Consider the following 14,989-nt stretch of genomic DNA (forward strand, 5'->3'; position numbering starts at 1 on the left):
AGTAATGGTTGACACTCCCTTTGTGCTATACGAAAAACATTTGGAAGTAATAAAGTATCACAATGCTGATGACAATCGTCATATTGGTCGTCATGCCAATTAACGGCAATGTCCGATATTGGAATTGGATTGAATACGGTATTACCGCAACACCAATCGGTAACAGCCAAATGACCATTAATGTTGTTTTAATCATCGGATCTGATACGGGTAAGAAGAAGTAAACGAGTAATCCGGCTATCAATCCGAAGCCATAGTGAATTGTTAAATATTTTAAGGCAATTGGTAAATAACGACGTTCTACTCTGAAATTCAACATTAAACCTAACAAGATCATAGACAATGGCATATTGGCTTGTGCCAATACATCTAAGAAACTGATGACTGCCTTTGGTAAATGCAGATTACTCATATTCAATCCAAACATCATCAAATACGTCATTAATGGAATAGACTTCAATAAATTCATTACAAGAAATTTGAGGTTAAAGGTGTTATTCCCACCGCTGCTGAAGTAATTACCAATAAAGTATGTGATGCCGAACATGACAATGGCACCTCCGATATCTGCCATACCAAAATAAATCATGCCGACTTTCGGCCATATTGCTTGTACGAGCGGATATGCAAATAATCCAATATTGAGCGATGCCATCATCATACCAATGGTTCCTCGCATCTCATTGTCATACTTCAAGAAAAAGCTGATTGCGATAATTTTTGCAACAATACCGTAAATCACCATCATAATCGGTAATACTGATAAAGACATATCCAAATCAGCTTGATTTAAATTGACGATGACTAATGCAGGTAAAGTCACATTCAGTACTAATTTAGCTAAAACTTGGTTATCTTCTTCTTTTAATATATTTACACGTTTCAGCAAATAACCTAGCGCAATCAGTAAAACAATTATTGCGAATTTGCCTGTCATAAGTCACCCTTCTTTCTCTTTCAATATAAAGACATTTAAACATCATGAAATGTCATTTCTCGCTCATTACATCTCTAATCTTTCCATGCTATACTATTATTATTGATATTAAAAATCAATAAGGTGGTGTATCTTTTGGATTTAGAAAGTCAATTAGCAGAATTAAAACAAGATTACGTTCGTCTGCAAGATGATTTGGAAAAGCGTGAATCAACTGGCCAACAAGTGGATCCATTGATTAAACAGCTTGAACAAATCGAACATGAAATCGCGCACGTTCGTTCACAAATAAAACAACAATAAAACCAATATCTTGATTAAGAACACATCATGATTGAATGTGATTTGCGATTACCAGAAAGGAAGTACACACGATGCAACTCTATCTATTATTACTACCCGTTTTGTATTTGTTTGTAAGTTATATCAGTATTTACAAAATGAATACAATTTACAGCAGTGTTTTACGCATGGTCATGGGTGGATTACTCATACTCATTGTCGCAATGATTAACTTAACAGTTCCTCCAGTCGCTTGGTGGGAATTTGCGGTTATTGTCATGCTTGTAGGAAACGTGGAGATTACAGCCTTCAAGTATTCTAAAGGCGATCAAAAAGGTGTCTTCTTATTAAATGTGATGACCCTATTTATTTTCATTATCAGTACTATTTTAACATTTGTCTTATATTAAGAAAGAAAAGCCCCTCAGCTATTAAATGTAAAAGCTGAGGGGCGATTTTTGTTTTGTCATCTAAAATCAATTCGGATTATCTTTTTTAGGTTTTCGTTTAAACATGTTCGTTACTTTGTCTTTCATTGTAAATAGAATTTCATATATCACTGGTACTACAATCAGTGTTAATAATGTTGAAGAAACAAGCCCTCCAATTACTGTTGCGGCTAATCCTTTAGAAATTAAGATTGAACTGTCTTGTCCGAATAACATTGGTACGAGTGCACCAATAGTCGCAAGTGCTGTCATTAGGATTGGACGTATTCTCGTTCCGCCCGCTTCTAACAACGCTTCTTTCATTGCCATACCTTTTTGTTCATTATTGATAACTCGGTCAATAAGTACAATTGCGTTGGTTACTACGATACCTATTAACATTAAGACCCCAATCATACTTGGTACAGAAAGTGTTTCGCCAGTAAGGACTAATGCCAATACTACACCAATGACAATGTATGGGAGTGAGAATAGAATGGTAAATGGTGCTAAACCGCCTTTGAATGTTAACACTAAGACTAAATACACAATCACAACTGCTGCTAGCATAGCTAAGCTTAATTGTGTCATAGCTTTATTGATGTCATCTGTCGCACCGCCTGAATTGATTTTCACATTTGCAGGTTTATCAATTTTATTCACTTTATCCATGACTTTCGTTGAAATACCGCCGACATCTTTACCGCTGATTTTACCTGTTACAGTGGTTGTATAGTCGCCGTCTTCTTTAATCAACTTACTTGGTGTTTCTGTTGATTTCAATGTTGCGATATCTTTAAGCTGTACCATTTCACCAGTCGGTGTTGGTATTTCAAGATTGTTTAATTTTTCTTTCGTCCAGTTTGTCTGTTTCTCTTTTTCTACTTTTACATCGACTTTATGGCCTTTTTCATTAATTGTTGTCAGTGTCGTCTCTGGAATGTTTTGATTTAAGCCCATTGCTAATTGACCCGCTGACAAGCCTTTCTCTGTTGCTTTGTTTTTATCAACATCAATTGTGTATTGATCATAGACTTCTGTTAAATCAGATTTAACATTAACCACGCCAGATGTTTGTTTCATCTTATCTTCAATCGCTTTAACTGTACCTTTGATTTCATGACCTGACGGGCCAGAAACTTTAACTTCTATTTCATTATTACCGCCGCCAGTACCCATGTCTAAGTATTTCCATTCGCCTTCTTGCTTAAAGTCTGCGATATGTTTTAACACTCTGTCTGGTTCAGTATCAAAGTTCTTCGTATCACTCGCATATTCAATCATGACAGCCATATTATTCGTACTGCCTGTCGGATCGACGGGTGAAGCGCCACCAAGTGAATATTGAACTTTCTTCACTTTATCTTTACTATTAAGATATTTTTGAACTTGTTCTGCATTTTTGAGTACTTGTTCTTTTGTTTCACCTGGTTTTGGCGTATACGTTAATGCCATGAATTTGTCTTCACCAGTTGAAATAAAGCTTGTACCGATTTTAGCAGCACCTAATCCAACACTGCCGATTAAAATGACAGTCGTTAAAATCAAGACAATCCATTTATGGTTCAATGACCAATTCAATACCTTTTTATAACCTCTGCCTACTGCACCTAGAGAACGTTCACGTTTCTTTTTGATACCATTTTTAAAGAACGTTGAAGCTAGTGCTGGAACGATGGTAATCGATACCAGCAGTGATGCTAATAAACTAAAGGTAATCGCCAATGCGAAAGGTCTGAACATCTCACCAACGGAACCTGCCACAAAGACAAGTGGTAAGAATACGACAATTGTTACAAGCGTTGAAGACATAATCGGTTTAAATACTTCAGCTGTTGCGCTGGTTACCAAATTGTCTCCGCTTTCTCGTTCTTTTGGATCAGACATCCGTCGATATATATTTTCAATAACAACGATAGAGTCATCAATGACACGACCAATTGCGACGGTTAATGCACCTAATGTCAAGATGTTCAAGGAGACATCTGATAGCTTTAAGGCAATCATCGCAATCAATAAAGACATTGGAATTGAAACGACTGAAATTGCGGTAGTTCTAATGTTGCGAAGGAACAACAAGATCACAATAATCGCAACAATCGTACCTAGAATCGCTTTTTCGAGCATCGTATAAATGGAATCTTGGATTGGCTTAGCCGTATCCATAATCTTTGTTTCTGTTAAGTTCTTATTGTCTTTCACAAAGTCTTTAATTTTAGCTTCAGTATCTTTTTTCACTTGAACCGTATTCGCATCTTGTGCTTTTACGATTTGAACATCAATCGCATCTTTACCATTGGTTCTTGATATCGATTCACGTTCTTGCCCGATTTTCACATCTGCGATATCTGAAAGTTTTACCATTTCATGACTTTGTTGTCCCTGTGCACTTTGTGGTGCCATTGAACTTTCATCTGATCCAGATTGACCCTGTGATCCTTGTGCTGCGCTGACAGGAATCACGAAGTTTTTCAAAGCATCTGCTGAAGTGAATTCTCCATTAACTACAATGGATTTTTCTTTTTTACCGAATTGGAATAAACCTAATGGTGTTTTGCCAGAAGCATTTTTAATATAGTCTTCTGCACCTTTGGCACTCATGCCTCGTTTTTGCAACTCGCTTTGTTTAAATTTAATCGTTGCTTGACGCGCTGTTTGACCATTCATCTGCACATTTTGTACGCCGTCTACTGTTTCCAGTTTAGGAATCAGTTGCTTTTCAATCGCTTTTGTAGCTTTCTCTAAATTCCCATCTTTATCTGAAAACGAATAAACTACGACAGGAAATGCGTTCATACTATTACGCATTAATTCAGGTTCTCTTGCATCTTCTGTCAGTTTAAGCTTATCTATTTCTTTCTTCAAAGCTTCTTCAGCTTTATCCATATCTGTGCCGTCATCATAACTGACTTGAACCATAGAGACGTTTTCTAATGACTGGCTTTTAACATTTTTTACATGTGCCATTCCTCTAATTTGGTTATCTATTTTATCACTGATATCCTCTTGTACAGTCTGTGGCGTAGCTCCTGGTAAGACTGTATTGACAGATATCATCGGTTCTTCTACATCAGGCAATAATTCCAAACGCATTTTGACACTTGAATAGACACCGCCCAAGACGACTAATACAACCATCAAAAATATTGCGAATTTATTGCCTAAAGAGAACTTCAGCAAACGGTTTATCATGTGCATGTTCCTCCTATTATCTCATTACTTTAAATTTAACATATCATTCATTAAAAGGGCGTTGTTTTCACTCATTTTTTATATTTCTTCACAAAAAAAGATTGGGACGATATATCATCCCAACCTTTTCATCTGTGTCTATGAAAATATGTTGCAACTCTGTATTATTTTCTGCCTTTAATTTTGCGAGAAAGTTTAATTTTAGCTTTTGTTAATGCCGGTTTTGCTTTTTCAATCATATAATATAATGGTTGATTTAAGACATAATCAAACTCACCGATTTTCTCACTTAAATAAGTGCCCCATGTTTTCTTGAAGGCCCATAAACCATAATGTTCTGAGTCTTTATCCGGATCATTGTCCGTACCGCCGAAGTCATATGTTTTCGCACCTTTTTCACGTGCATAACGCATCATTTCAAACTGCATGTGATGGTTCGGCAAGAAATCACGGTAATCATTTGAAGATGCACCATAGAGGTAATAAGATTTTTCACCACAGAACATTAAGAGTGCTCCTGATAAATAAATCCCTTCAGGATGACGTTGATGCAATTCTTCCATTTGATCAATCAATTTTTGGTTACGTGCGATTTTAGCTTCCGCATCTTTGATTTTATTTAACGTCTTTTTATCTTGTTTCTTTTGTTTCAAACGTTCAATATCCTGTTCAACTTCTGCATTTTCACCATTAAGTTCTGTTAATACAGGCTTAGGTTCAAGTTTCACTAAGAATAACTCTGCATCACCATCCGGGTGCAATGCATCATAAATGTTTTCAAAATAACTGATATCACGTGTTAGGAAACCATCACGTTCACCTGTAATACGCATTAAATCCGCGAAAATTTTCAGTTGGTCGCGACCTGCGCGTTCTACTTTTGTGCCGCGTTTTAATGCTAAACGTACTTTTGAACGGTTACGGCGTTCAAAGCTTTGAATCAATTCATCATCTGATTTATCGATTGGAGTAATCATTGTCATACGTGGTTGGATATAATCTTTAGATAAGCCTTCTTTAAAACCTTTATGTCTGAACCCTAATTGTCTTAAATTACCTAAAGCTTCCCCTGCTTTATCCACTTCTACATCTGGATCTATTTTGATCGCATAAGCTTTTTCATCTTCAGCAATTTCTTTTGTGTATTGAAGGAGGGCTTCGATGACTGCTTTATCATCGTAATCTGCGACGAACCCTCTAGACACATAACAAAGTGTATAAGGCAATTTTGGTACTTTCTTAAATAACAATTGGCCGACACCTTTAATTGTTCCATTTTCCCCTACCGCAACACGTCTAGAGTACCAACCAGTCAGCTTTTTCGTTTCTGCCCATTGTGTGAGTTGAAGTAAATCACCATTTGGATGAGATTTAACAAATGCATCATGTTCTTGGTTCGTGATATTCATCTTTTCCATAAAATAAAATCTCCTTTATTTTCCTTACACTATCTACTTATTATACAATGAAATTAAGTGACTTTCATGTCGTATCCTCACGTAACTCTATAAACTATAAAGATTCAGAGGTGAAAACTGTGAGAAATAGCTTCTTAATTATCATGATTATTTTAAACATCATTGTGATTAGTATAACATTAGTCAACCATGTTCAAATAGACTATCTCAGCTTGCGTGTCTTCTTTACTGCTTTCTCTTTAGTCAGTGCAGTATATCTCGTCTTGTTGCGTAAAACACGCCTTGATATGTGGTTAGCTGTTATATTAGGTCTCATCGCTTTATCGTATGCGATTATGATTGCGAACGCAGTCTATCATTATGTTTACTAGCTATCAAGGTTCGAAATGATACGCACCGCCACGTGTCACAATATGATACGGTTGATCCGTTGTTGTGTCTTGAAGTACAATCGCATATTTATCTTTACGGCCGGATTGAATACGATATTCAATTGCTTCATCTGGCAACTTTAAGATAGTAATGTCTTCTTCATCTGATACTACTTCCATTTCGAACCAATCACGCCATTGATTGACAACTAACGTTTTGTCCGTTGTTTGAATTTCAATGGCTTTTATTTTAAAGTGCGGTTGGAACTTATCCTTTAACGCTTCGATACGTTCTTCTTCTGGTTTATTCCATTCAATAAAGAATGGCGGCTTCAATTTGGCATCAGGCTGGTTCAAATAAAGTAAACGCCAAGAGGTCTGTTCCCCTTTTTTATTTTCACGACCCATTTCAATCGGACCTACCACATCTAAACCTTTTGCTTCAAATTCATCTTTCAACTTATCTAAATCATTCGTTCGTAATGCCATCGCTTTAAATCCTTGAATGAAATTATCTTGGACAATTTTCGCCACAAACGAAACGCGCCCTTCATTCGATTTAATGACTTTCTTTAATTTCTCTTCATTATTCACACCGATAATTTCAATATAAGCTAAGTCAGTGTAAACCAATTTATTGTGTGTGCCATAACGGTTATGTAAGCCGCCCGGCGATAATTTCATAACCTCTCCTGGATACTGAAACTCATCAATGTGCTTTATATAATGGATGATATGATCAAATTTCAACGGAACCAATTAGACCATCCTCTCTTCATTTTTCTTCATCTTATCAAATTATGAATCTAATTGCCTTTTGAAAGACTATCTTCGAAAAAATCTCTTGATTTTTCTGTGAGATTTTCCTACAATAGTAAAGTAAATTAGTTAGCTTAGCTAACCTTTAAGCGAAATCTTAAAATTTCCCTGCAAAACAAATTTCAAATGATTTCGTATATACAGGAGGTTGTGACGTTTACTGAGGTCTCAACCTCTATCTTAATTTAAGGAGCTACATCATGGAAATTAATCAATTATTTAATAGCTTTACTGAATTATATAGACCTTATGTCAAAAACGTTCAACCTTTACTTGATCAGTATCAGCTGCATACTGCTCAATTTTTAGTTTTAAAAGACATTTACCTCCACGAACCGACAACACTGGTTGAAATTTCTAAACGTCGTTGTATCGAAAAACCATCAACGCGTAAATTATTAAAAGTGTTGCTTGAACACGACCTCTTGACTGTTACACCAGGAGAAGATAGAAGACAGAAATTATTAGGTCTGACAGATAAAGGCAATCAAATTTATCATGAAGTTATGACCAAAGTCACAGCACTTCAACAACAAATTATTGAAGATGCAGGTCTGTCAAAAGAAAATATCGAACAAACGATACAAACACTTCAAGCAATTAAAAATCAATTTTAAGGAGGGAGTTCGCGTGGAGCATTCTCAACACGCACCTATTTGGACAAAAAGTTTCAATATGAATTTCATCGTCAACTTCTTCGTCTATCTTTGTATGTATCTTTTAATTGTGGTCATTGCAGGATACAGCAAGAGCGAATATGGCGTTTCTGATAGTTTATCCGGTCTAGTGACTGGATTGTTTATTGTGGGGTCTTTAATCGGCCGCTTCATCACAGGCAAATATGTCAATGCATTAGGGCCAAAACGTACCCTGCTCATTGGATTGATATTTCTCATTATCACGCAAGCCCTTTACTTTGTTGAAGGTTCACTTGGTTTCTTAATGTTCACACGTTTAATTAACGGTGTAGCTACAGCGGTTGCGACAACTGCAACAGGTACAATCGCCGCATACATCACACCGCCTGAACGTAAAAGTGAAGGTATCAGTATGTTCTCACTCAGCTTAGTACTCGGTACAGCAGTAGGACCATTCTTCGGTTTATTATTATCCAATCGTTTTTCAATCGATGTCCTCTTCACTTTATGTTTAGTATTAGGTATTATCGCTTTGATTTTATCATTCTTAATTAACGTCAACTTTGAAACAACGAAAGTGACAGATTCAAAATCTACTAAAGGCTTCAGTTTAAGTCAATTTATCGCAAAAGATGCGATACCTATTGCGATTGTTATTTTAGTCACTGGTGTGGCTTACTCTTCTATTTTGACATTCTTGAAATTCTTCGCAGAAGAGCGTAACTTAGTGACCGTTTCAAGTTACTTCTTTATTTTCTATGCCTTAACATCATTAATTACACGTCCAATTACAGGACGCTTAATGGATAACAAGAACGAAAACGTTGTCGTATATCCATCTTATTGCTTCTTACTTATCAGCTTTGTGCTTTTATATTTTGCACATTCAGGCTGGATGTTATTACTTGCAGGGGCAGCTTTAGGTGTAGGTTATGGTAATTTATCATCACTGATGCAAGCCATCGCAATCAAAGTCACAACCCCAGAAAAATATGGTCTAGCCACTTCTACATTCTTTATCGGCGTGGACTTTGGTATCGGTTTTGGCCCTTCCGTGTTAGGTACCTTTACTTCATCTATTACCTATGCACAACTATATGGTTTCATGGCAGTCTTAACGATTATCACTGCAGGACTCTACTATGTCCTACATGGCCGCAAAGTAAAATATTTAGAACAAGCTTAAATCAAAAAAGTGCAGATCACGCGGTCTGCACTTTTTATATAATCCAACCTTTGTCTACCGCTTTTTTCCACGCATCAAATCGATTTTCTGTTTCCATCTTATCAATCATGACTGAAGTATAATTGCGCACTGTCCCATTTGAAAGGTATAATTTCTGCGCAATTTCCTTACTAGAGTATCCATTACCAATTTCTTTAAGTATTAATTGTTCGGTCGGTGTCAACGGATTCTTTTCTTGAAAATAAGTCGTCATCAAAGATTCACTATATTCTTTTTGCCCCTTCATGACGTTATGCATCGTTTGAATCAATTCTTCTACAGAACGTTCTTTTAATACATAAGCATCTACATCATTAGCGACCGCCCTTTCAAAGTAACCTGGTCGTTTAAAGGTTGTGACGATAATCACTTTTGTATTTAATTTTGCCTCTTTAATTTTATTAAGCACTTCTAGCCCTGTTAATTCCGGCATCTCTATATCCAAAATTGCGATGTCCGGTTGCTTGGATTCAATGATTTGCCATGCTTCTGCCCCGCTTGAAATATCCGCAATCACTTGAATATTGTCATCCATCTCTATCAGTTGAACCATCGCTTTTCTCAACATCTCTTGATCTTCAGCTAAAACCGTTTTTATCATAATTGGTCACCTCTTGGAATTTGAATGATTAGTGTTACACCCTGTTCAGACTTTACTGTTACTGTACCATCTAATAAGGCTGCACGGGTACTAATACTGTGTAACGTAGCTTCCGATTCACTCATACCTATCCCATTGTCACTGATGACCAATTCAATCAAGTGATGTTCTTCTTTCAACCTTCCCGTTACTTTTGTCGCATGCGCATGCTTAATGATATTATTAACCGCTTCTCTCAACAACATCGCCAATATCGACTGTTGTCCTTTATTTAACGTCCTGGCAGTAGATTGTCCTTCGAAATCAAAAGCAATGTCCGCTTGCTTCAACAAATCATCTACAGACTTCACTTCTTCTTCAAAATCTTGAAATTTCAAATGTTCAACAATAGATCTTACTTTATTTAGCGTCTCTTTTGATAGTTGATTAATCGCTAATATTTCTTCCTTAGCTTTCTTTGGAAGTTGTTCTATCAACTTAGCTGCCAGTTCCGATTTAATACTCAAACTCGCAAAGACATGACCAAGTGTATCATGTAAATCTTGACCGATTCTTTGACGTTCTTGTTCCGCTATTAATAAATTGATATGGCGATTTTTCTCTTCTATTTGTGCTTTCACCTTTTTATTTTCAATAAATCTAAAGTTAATAAACAGTGTTATGATGACGACAAGCACAAGGACAATAACAAGAGGTAAAGCTGCTGGGAATAAGTAAAGTGTAAAACCAGTTGTAATAATCACAGCGATATAAAAAAGAATACTCTCTAGAGACTTTACTGTCGCTTCATATACAAATGGCAGCACATAAGAACCGAAAAAGAAGAACATGATAAACGTACTGCCCATCGCCCAACAAAAATAGAAAACACCCAATAAATAAATCAGCCATACAATCAAGCGTTTAACTTTATGTTGATAGACATCAGAAAAAATCATGATGCCATAATTTATGATAAAACCAATAATGATTAAAACCGCGAGTAACCTTGGCCCTTTAACATCTAGATACATTAAAGAGATGATAGGAAACATTAAATAAATGAAACTCGCGGCTCCCATTGGATTTTTCTTTATTTTACGTAACAAATAAGACATTACATCACATCCGTTTTTCTTTGAATAACTAAAGCAATAATTATAAATAGTATACAGTATCCCAAAAGAAAACCAAGTGCCGTTAAATTAATCGTTTGATGCTGAATCATATCTAATCCTAACTGTTTCAAACGATACGTCGGCATATAATGAGAAATAGAGGCTAGCCATTTTGGAAACAAGCTAATCGGAAACCATAACCCACCCACGACAGCTAAAATAATATACAACAAATTACCAATACTGCTTACTTGTTTCACATCTTTATATTGTGCAAGCACTAATCCAATAGACAAAAATAAACTTGATCCAAGCCATAATAAAATACCTGAAGCAATCCATTCAAACACAGACATGTGTATATGTCGTATCATGCCGCCTACTGTAAACATCAGCACAATCGAAAATAAAAACATGCTCATTATTTTAAACACTTTAGCTAAATAATATTTTACTGGTGTCATCGGTGTCGCAAATAGTTTTTTCTGCCATCCATTCTGTTTATCTTGTACTAATTCAATAGGAAAAGTTAATAAGCAATAACTTGTTAAACTGAAGACAGTCATACTCATCAAACTTTCTTTATAAATTTGATTTGCTTCTGCTTGAGGCACTTTGGCTAACGATGTGAAAATCAAGAAAAATACTAATGGCATTCCCACTGATAGAATAAGATAAATTTTTTGGCGTAAAGTTATTGTCCACTCTAATTTCAAATATTTAAATACCATTACAGATCCTCCTCTTCACTTTCAAACACATAATCTTCTAACGAACTTTTCTTAATTTCTAATTCATTCAAATCGATATCTATTTCAATCAATTGTTGTAAAACCTTTTGAACTTCATCTGTTTTAATTTGAATTTCACTTTGAACTTTTTGATAACTTAATTGTGTTTGATTTTGAATAACTGCCTCAAATTGTTCAGGCAAATAAATCATCGATGTTTTATTCGCGTGCTTTAATTTTGATGGTGAACTATCGTTTGTCATCTTACCTTGTTTCAAGACAATCACACGGTCAGCGACTTTCTCTACTTCTTCTATATAATGCGTAGTATATAAAATCGTGATCCCTCGCGCTTTCAAATCGTCAATGATTTGCCAGAAATAACGTCTTGTCTTCGCATCCATTGCTGTAGTTGGTTCATCTAAAATAATGAGATGCGGTTCTCCTGTCAGCATCAACATGAAATCTAATAAACGTTGCTGACCCCCTGATAATTTTGTCGCATATTGATTCAATTGTTTATCATCAAACTGAGTCAACGTCTTAAATTGGTTATAATCTAGTGCTTTTTTATAGATAGATGCATAAAATGCGTAAAGCTCTTTTACTTTGACCCCTTCATTAAAAATGGTCTTTTGAAATAACACGCCGATATGATTTTGAACAGATGGACTCATGTCAATGCTGCCTTCATCTGGGACTAAATTGCCTAATACCAAGTCAATCAATGTAGACTTACCTGCACCATTCACACCGATTAAAGCGATACATTCACCTTTATTTATTTCAAAAGAAACGCCATCTATCGCTTTCGTTTTCTCAAAAGTTTTGGTTATATTGTTTACCTTTATCATAGAATCACCTCTAACCTTAGTTGATTCCATAATATCTGGTTTGAATCATTGACGTTAGTCACGTCTGTCATGGATTCCTTATGACATTTGTCATTTTTTCTATATTTGTTTGAACACTTGAGTCAACTTTTCTTTCAACATATTCAATTTCGGTTCATAATTTCCGCGATAACGCACTTTTTTTACTATTATAGTAAATTAAAGAGAATAGATTTATATTGAAATTCGTTATATAATATAATAAGTAAAACAATTATTATTCCTGGGGGAATACAACTATGAAAGGGCAAGAGGAGGAATACCAATGTCACAGACAATTGACTATTTAATTGAGACAGAATGTAAACTTAGTCAAATTAAATATTGGCTAAAAGCAGAACACCATCTTACCATGGAAGAATTTATTATCTTATATCGTTTCAATGATACAGATAAAATTACGGGTAAAGTATTGAGGGATACACTCCATTACGATATGAAATGGAATGCAAGTAAAATTGATGTATTGATACGAAAGCTTTATAAAAGAGAACTGATCGCAAAAGAACGTTCAGAGACTGATGAACGCCAAGTCTTTTATTTATTAGACGATTCACAACGTCAATTCGTCGCTTCTGTCATCAAAGAATTTGAAAACTTCGCAAAGTAATCGCCATGAAAAAGCACGTCTTTCCTTTAAATTTGAGAAAGACGTGCTTTTACTTTCGTTATATCTGCGATTTATCCGCCGATATAGTTCATATTAATTTTCTTACGTCTGCTATTTGCGACGGTTTGTTCTGTACGTTCATCAGAATAGCGGTCATCTCGAATATTCCATAATTCTTCAAACTTCGCTTGCAGTTCATCATCTGTTTTACCTGAACGCATAAATGTTTTGACATTAAAGCCATCAACAGTGCTAAATAAACAACCATAGAATTTGCCATCTGAAGATAAGCGTGCTCTTGTACAAGTTGAACAAAATGATTGAGAGACACTTGTGATTAAGCCGAACTGTGCGCCATTATCTTTATGGCGGTAATATTTTGCGACTTCACCATAGTATTTCGGTTCGACCGCTTCAATATCGAACTCATCTTCAACCATCGCAAGCATTTCATCTTTAGTAACGACTTTACTGAAATCCCAACCATTATCATTGCCGACATCCATAAATTCAATAAATCTCACCACAATATGCTTATCCTTGAAATATTGAATCATCGGAATAATTTGATCATCATTTATCCCTTTTTGAACGACAACGTTCACTTTCACTTTAAAACCGATAGATACGGCATAATCAATTTGTTCGAGGATAGTATCTGCTTTGATGTTGCGGTTATTAATCGATTGGAATAATTCATTATCAATCGCATCCAAACTGACATTGATACGTCTTAAACCGGCATCATATAACTTCTGACCATGTTTTTTCAACAATAGACCATTGGTTGTCAGACCAATATCTTCTATGCCGTCAATAGCATTGAGCGCCGCAATTAATTTATATAAATCTCTGCGCATTAAAGGTTCCCCGCCAGTAATACGGACCTTCTTCACACCTAAGCGTGTATATACGCGAGCAATTCTTTCCATTTCACTAAAAGTCAATAATTCATCTTTGGGTAAAAAGACAAAGTCATCGCCGAAAATTTCTTTAGGCATACAATAATCACAGCGGAAATTACAGCGATCTGTCACGGATAATCTTAAGTCGCGAATTGGACGACCTAGTTTATCTGTTATTTGTTTTACCATCTTTTGACCCCCTTTTCTTTCTCTCTTATCGTCTTGATACATCTCATCAAAGCGATTGATTTCTGACTTTGGCTAAATCTTCTTGGTAATTTATGTTTTCATACCAATTCGGCTGCGTATCCACCTGATGCACATCTAACCAGTCAGATGACACTTGGTCATACACATGTTTCATACTGTAATCATCTGATTCCAGTGCACGCGCAATCACAGGCAGACATGCCGGACTGTAAAATGCGATGGTCGGAATCGGATAACCGTCTTCTTCATATCCCGCAATATCCAGTTGATCTTCAATGACATGTTCTACCATAAATTGGTATAAGGTACTGACAGCTTTTTCGGTAATGAGCGGTGTATCTACAGAAACCACAAAGAATAACTCTGCTTCAAAATCCTGTTTCATCACTGAATAAATCCCTGCTAGCGGTCCTTTCGTTTGATGTTCTTCATCATCTACGACGACTTTAACATCCTTAAATTGATCAGCTAATTCAGCATTAGAACTGATGATAATTTCATTAAAGACATTTGTTGCTTTTAAGACATCAATAATGTGTTGATAAAACATCTTACCATTCAACATCGCAAATGCCTTAGGCGAACCGAAGCGTTCTGAACGGCCGCCTGCTAAAATAATTGCTTTCACTGAT

Annotated in this window: 16 protein-coding genes; 6 read left to right on the forward strand and 10 right to left on the reverse strand. The window is 35.8% G+C overall.

The genetic code is table 11. The annotated features are described in order from the left end of the window. Nucleotides 1–25 precede the first annotated feature (25 nt). The gene (locus ACFCT9_RS06560; RefSeq protein ID WP_412521585.1) at nucleotides 26–937 is read right to left on the reverse strand and encodes an AEC family transporter; all 912 of its coding nucleotides are present in this window, start codon (nucleotides 935–937) and stop codon (nucleotides 26–28) included. Nucleotides 938–1,072: 135 nt separating this feature from the next. Here ACFCT9_RS06560 and ACFCT9_RS06565 point away from each other — a divergent pair, with 135 nt between their 5' ends. Both ACFCT9_RS06565 and mspA read left to right on the forward strand, forming a co-directional pair. Then, nucleotides 1,073–1,240, forward strand: coding sequence for an SE1832 family protein (locus tag ACFCT9_RS06565; RefSeq protein ID WP_412521586.1), 168 nt, complete (start codon nucleotides 1,073–1,075; stop codon nucleotides 1,238–1,240). Nucleotides 1,241–1,311: 71 nt separating this feature from the next. Further along, entirely contained in the window at nucleotides 1,312–1,629 is a 318-nt protein-coding gene (gene mspA, locus ACFCT9_RS06570; RefSeq protein ID WP_412521587.1) for a membrane stabilizing protein MspA, read from the forward strand. A 66-nt stretch (nucleotides 1,630–1,695) separates the two neighbouring features. Here mspA and ACFCT9_RS06575 read toward each other — a convergent pair whose 3' ends face one another. Then, on the reverse strand, nucleotides 1,696–4,839 hold the full coding sequence (locus ACFCT9_RS06575) for an efflux RND transporter permease subunit (RefSeq protein ID WP_412521588.1): 3,144 nt from the start codon (nucleotides 4,837–4,839) through the stop codon (nucleotides 1,696–1,698). Between the two features lie 164 nt (nucleotides 4,840–5,003). Then, nucleotides 5,004–6,257, reverse strand: coding sequence for a peptidoglycan bridge formation glycyltransferase FemA/FemB family protein (locus ACFCT9_RS06580; protein ID WP_412521589.1), 1,254 nt, complete (start codon nucleotides 6,255–6,257; stop codon nucleotides 5,004–5,006). Nucleotides 6,258–6,376: 119 nt separating this feature from the next. Here ACFCT9_RS06580 and ACFCT9_RS06585 point away from each other — a divergent pair, with 119 nt between their 5' ends. After that, nucleotides 6,377–6,628 (forward strand): hypothetical protein, encoded by a 252-nt coding sequence (locus tag ACFCT9_RS06585; protein ID WP_412521590.1) that lies wholly within the window; start codon nucleotides 6,377–6,379, stop codon nucleotides 6,626–6,628. A gap of 3 nt (nucleotides 6,629–6,631) precedes the next feature. On the opposite strand, the gene ACFCT9_RS06590 is transcribed toward ACFCT9_RS06585, so the two are convergent. Beyond that, entirely contained in the window at nucleotides 6,632–7,312 is a 681-nt protein-coding gene (locus ACFCT9_RS06590; RefSeq protein WP_412521591.1) for a VOC family protein, read from the reverse strand. A gap of 335 nt (nucleotides 7,313–7,647) precedes the next feature. On the opposite strand from ACFCT9_RS06590, the gene ACFCT9_RS06595 reads away from it, so the two are divergent. Together ACFCT9_RS06595 and ACFCT9_RS06600 are read left to right on the forward strand one after the other, a co-directional pair. Continuing rightward, nucleotides 7,648–8,064 (forward strand): MarR family winged helix-turn-helix transcriptional regulator, encoded by a 417-nt coding sequence (locus tag ACFCT9_RS06595; protein WP_412521592.1) that lies wholly within the window; start codon nucleotides 7,648–7,650, stop codon nucleotides 8,062–8,064. Between the two features lie 58 nt (nucleotides 8,065–8,122). Continuing rightward, nucleotides 8,123–9,271, forward strand: a complete 1,149-nt coding sequence (locus ACFCT9_RS06600) for an MFS transporter (protein ID WP_412521630.1) — start codon at nucleotides 8,123–8,125, stop codon at nucleotides 9,269–9,271. 34 nt (nucleotides 9,272–9,305) lie between these two features. Here ACFCT9_RS06600 and ACFCT9_RS06605 read toward each other — a convergent pair whose 3' ends face one another. Genes ACFCT9_RS06605 through ACFCT9_RS06620 form a run of 4 tightly spaced genes read right to left on the reverse strand, consistent with a single transcriptional unit; the run spans nucleotide 9,306 to nucleotide 12,593 of the window. Continuing rightward, entirely contained in the window at nucleotides 9,306–9,911 is a 606-nt protein-coding gene (locus ACFCT9_RS06605; protein ID WP_412521593.1) for a response regulator transcription factor, read from the reverse strand. Next, nucleotides 9,908–11,008, reverse strand: a complete 1,101-nt coding sequence (locus ACFCT9_RS06610) for a sensor histidine kinase (protein WP_412521594.1) — start codon at nucleotides 11,006–11,008, stop codon at nucleotides 9,908–9,910. Before ACFCT9_RS06610 ends, ACFCT9_RS06605 begins: the two co-directional genes overlap by 4 nt. Next, a complete protein-coding gene (locus tag ACFCT9_RS06615; protein WP_412521595.1) occupies nucleotides 11,008–11,739 on the reverse strand; it encodes an ABC transporter permease in 732 nt (243 codons plus the stop codon). The genes ACFCT9_RS06610 and ACFCT9_RS06615 overlap by 1 nt, the downstream gene beginning before the upstream one ends. Further along, nucleotides 11,739–12,593 (reverse strand): ABC transporter ATP-binding protein, encoded by an 855-nt coding sequence (locus tag ACFCT9_RS06620; RefSeq protein ID WP_412521596.1) that lies wholly within the window; start codon nucleotides 12,591–12,593, stop codon nucleotides 11,739–11,741. Before ACFCT9_RS06620 ends, ACFCT9_RS06615 begins: the two co-directional genes overlap by 1 nt. A 304-nt stretch (nucleotides 12,594–12,897) precedes the next feature. Between ACFCT9_RS06620 and ACFCT9_RS06625 the strand changes: the two genes are divergently transcribed. After that, nucleotides 12,898–13,242 (forward strand): transcriptional regulator, SarA/Rot family, encoded by a 345-nt coding sequence (locus ACFCT9_RS06625; protein WP_412521597.1) that lies wholly within the window; start codon nucleotides 12,898–12,900, stop codon nucleotides 13,240–13,242. Between the two features lie 71 nt (nucleotides 13,243–13,313). On the opposite strand, the gene moaA is transcribed toward ACFCT9_RS06625, so the two are convergent. Together moaA and mobA are read right to left on the reverse strand one after the other, a co-directional pair. Beyond that, nucleotides 13,314–14,336, reverse strand: a complete 1,023-nt coding sequence (gene moaA, locus ACFCT9_RS06630) for a GTP 3',8-cyclase MoaA (protein WP_412521598.1) — start codon at nucleotides 14,334–14,336, stop codon at nucleotides 13,314–13,316. A 46-nt stretch (nucleotides 14,337–14,382) separates the two neighbouring features. Continuing rightward, nucleotides 14,383–14,985, reverse strand: coding sequence for a molybdenum cofactor guanylyltransferase MobA (gene mobA / locus ACFCT9_RS06635; RefSeq protein WP_412521599.1), 603 nt, complete (start codon nucleotides 14,983–14,985; stop codon nucleotides 14,383–14,385). Nucleotides 14,986–14,989 lie beyond the last annotated feature (4 nt).

This window comes from Staphylococcus simulans (assembly GCF_047037175.1).
GTDB lineage: Bacteria > Bacillota > Bacilli > Staphylococcales > Staphylococcaceae > Staphylococcus > Staphylococcus simulans_C.

Excerpts from the sequence above, each read along its gene's own strand:
- ACFCT9_RS06560 (WP_412521585.1), bottom strand. The coding sequence starts at position 937 with ATGACAGGCAAATTCGCAATAATTGTTTTACTGATTGCGCTAGGTTAT.
- mspA (WP_412521587.1), top strand. The coding sequence starts at position 1,312 with ATGCAACTCTATCTATTATTACTACCCGTTTTGTATTTGTTTGTAAGT.
- ACFCT9_RS06575 (WP_412521588.1), bottom strand. The coding sequence starts at position 4,839 with ATGATAAACCGTTTGCTGAAGTTCTCTTTAGGCAATAAATTCGCAATA.
- ACFCT9_RS06580 (WP_412521589.1), bottom strand. The coding sequence starts at position 6,257 with ATGGAAAAGATGAATATCACGAACCAAGAACATGATGCATTTGTTAAA.
- ACFCT9_RS06590 (WP_412521591.1), bottom strand. The coding sequence starts at position 7,312 with ATGAAATTATCGCCGGGCGGCTTACATAACCGTTATGGCACACACAAT.
- ACFCT9_RS06595 (WP_412521592.1), top strand. The coding sequence starts at position 7,648 with ATGGAAATTAATCAATTATTTAATAGCTTTACTGAATTATATAGACCT.
- ACFCT9_RS06600 (WP_412521630.1), top strand. The coding sequence starts at position 8,123 with ATGAATTTCATCGTCAACTTCTTCGTCTATCTTTGTATGTATCTTTTA.
- ACFCT9_RS06605 (WP_412521593.1), bottom strand. The coding sequence starts at position 9,911 with ATGATAAAAACGGTTTTAGCTGAAGATCAAGAGATGTTGAGAAAAGCG.
- ACFCT9_RS06610 (WP_412521594.1), bottom strand. The coding sequence starts at position 11,008 with ATGTCTTATTTGTTACGTAAAATAAAGAAAAATCCAATGGGAGCCGCG.
- ACFCT9_RS06615 (WP_412521595.1), bottom strand. The coding sequence starts at position 11,739 with ATGGTATTTAAATATTTGAAATTAGAGTGGACAATAACTTTACGCCAA.
- ACFCT9_RS06620 (WP_412521596.1), bottom strand. The coding sequence starts at position 12,593 with ATGATAAAGGTAAACAATATAACCAAAACTTTTGAGAAAACGAAAGCG.
- ACFCT9_RS06625 (WP_412521597.1), top strand. The coding sequence starts at position 12,898 with ATGTCACAGACAATTGACTATTTAATTGAGACAGAATGTAAACTTAGT.
- moaA (WP_412521598.1), bottom strand. The coding sequence starts at position 14,336 with ATGGTAAAACAAATAACAGATAAACTAGGTCGTCCAATTCGCGACTTA.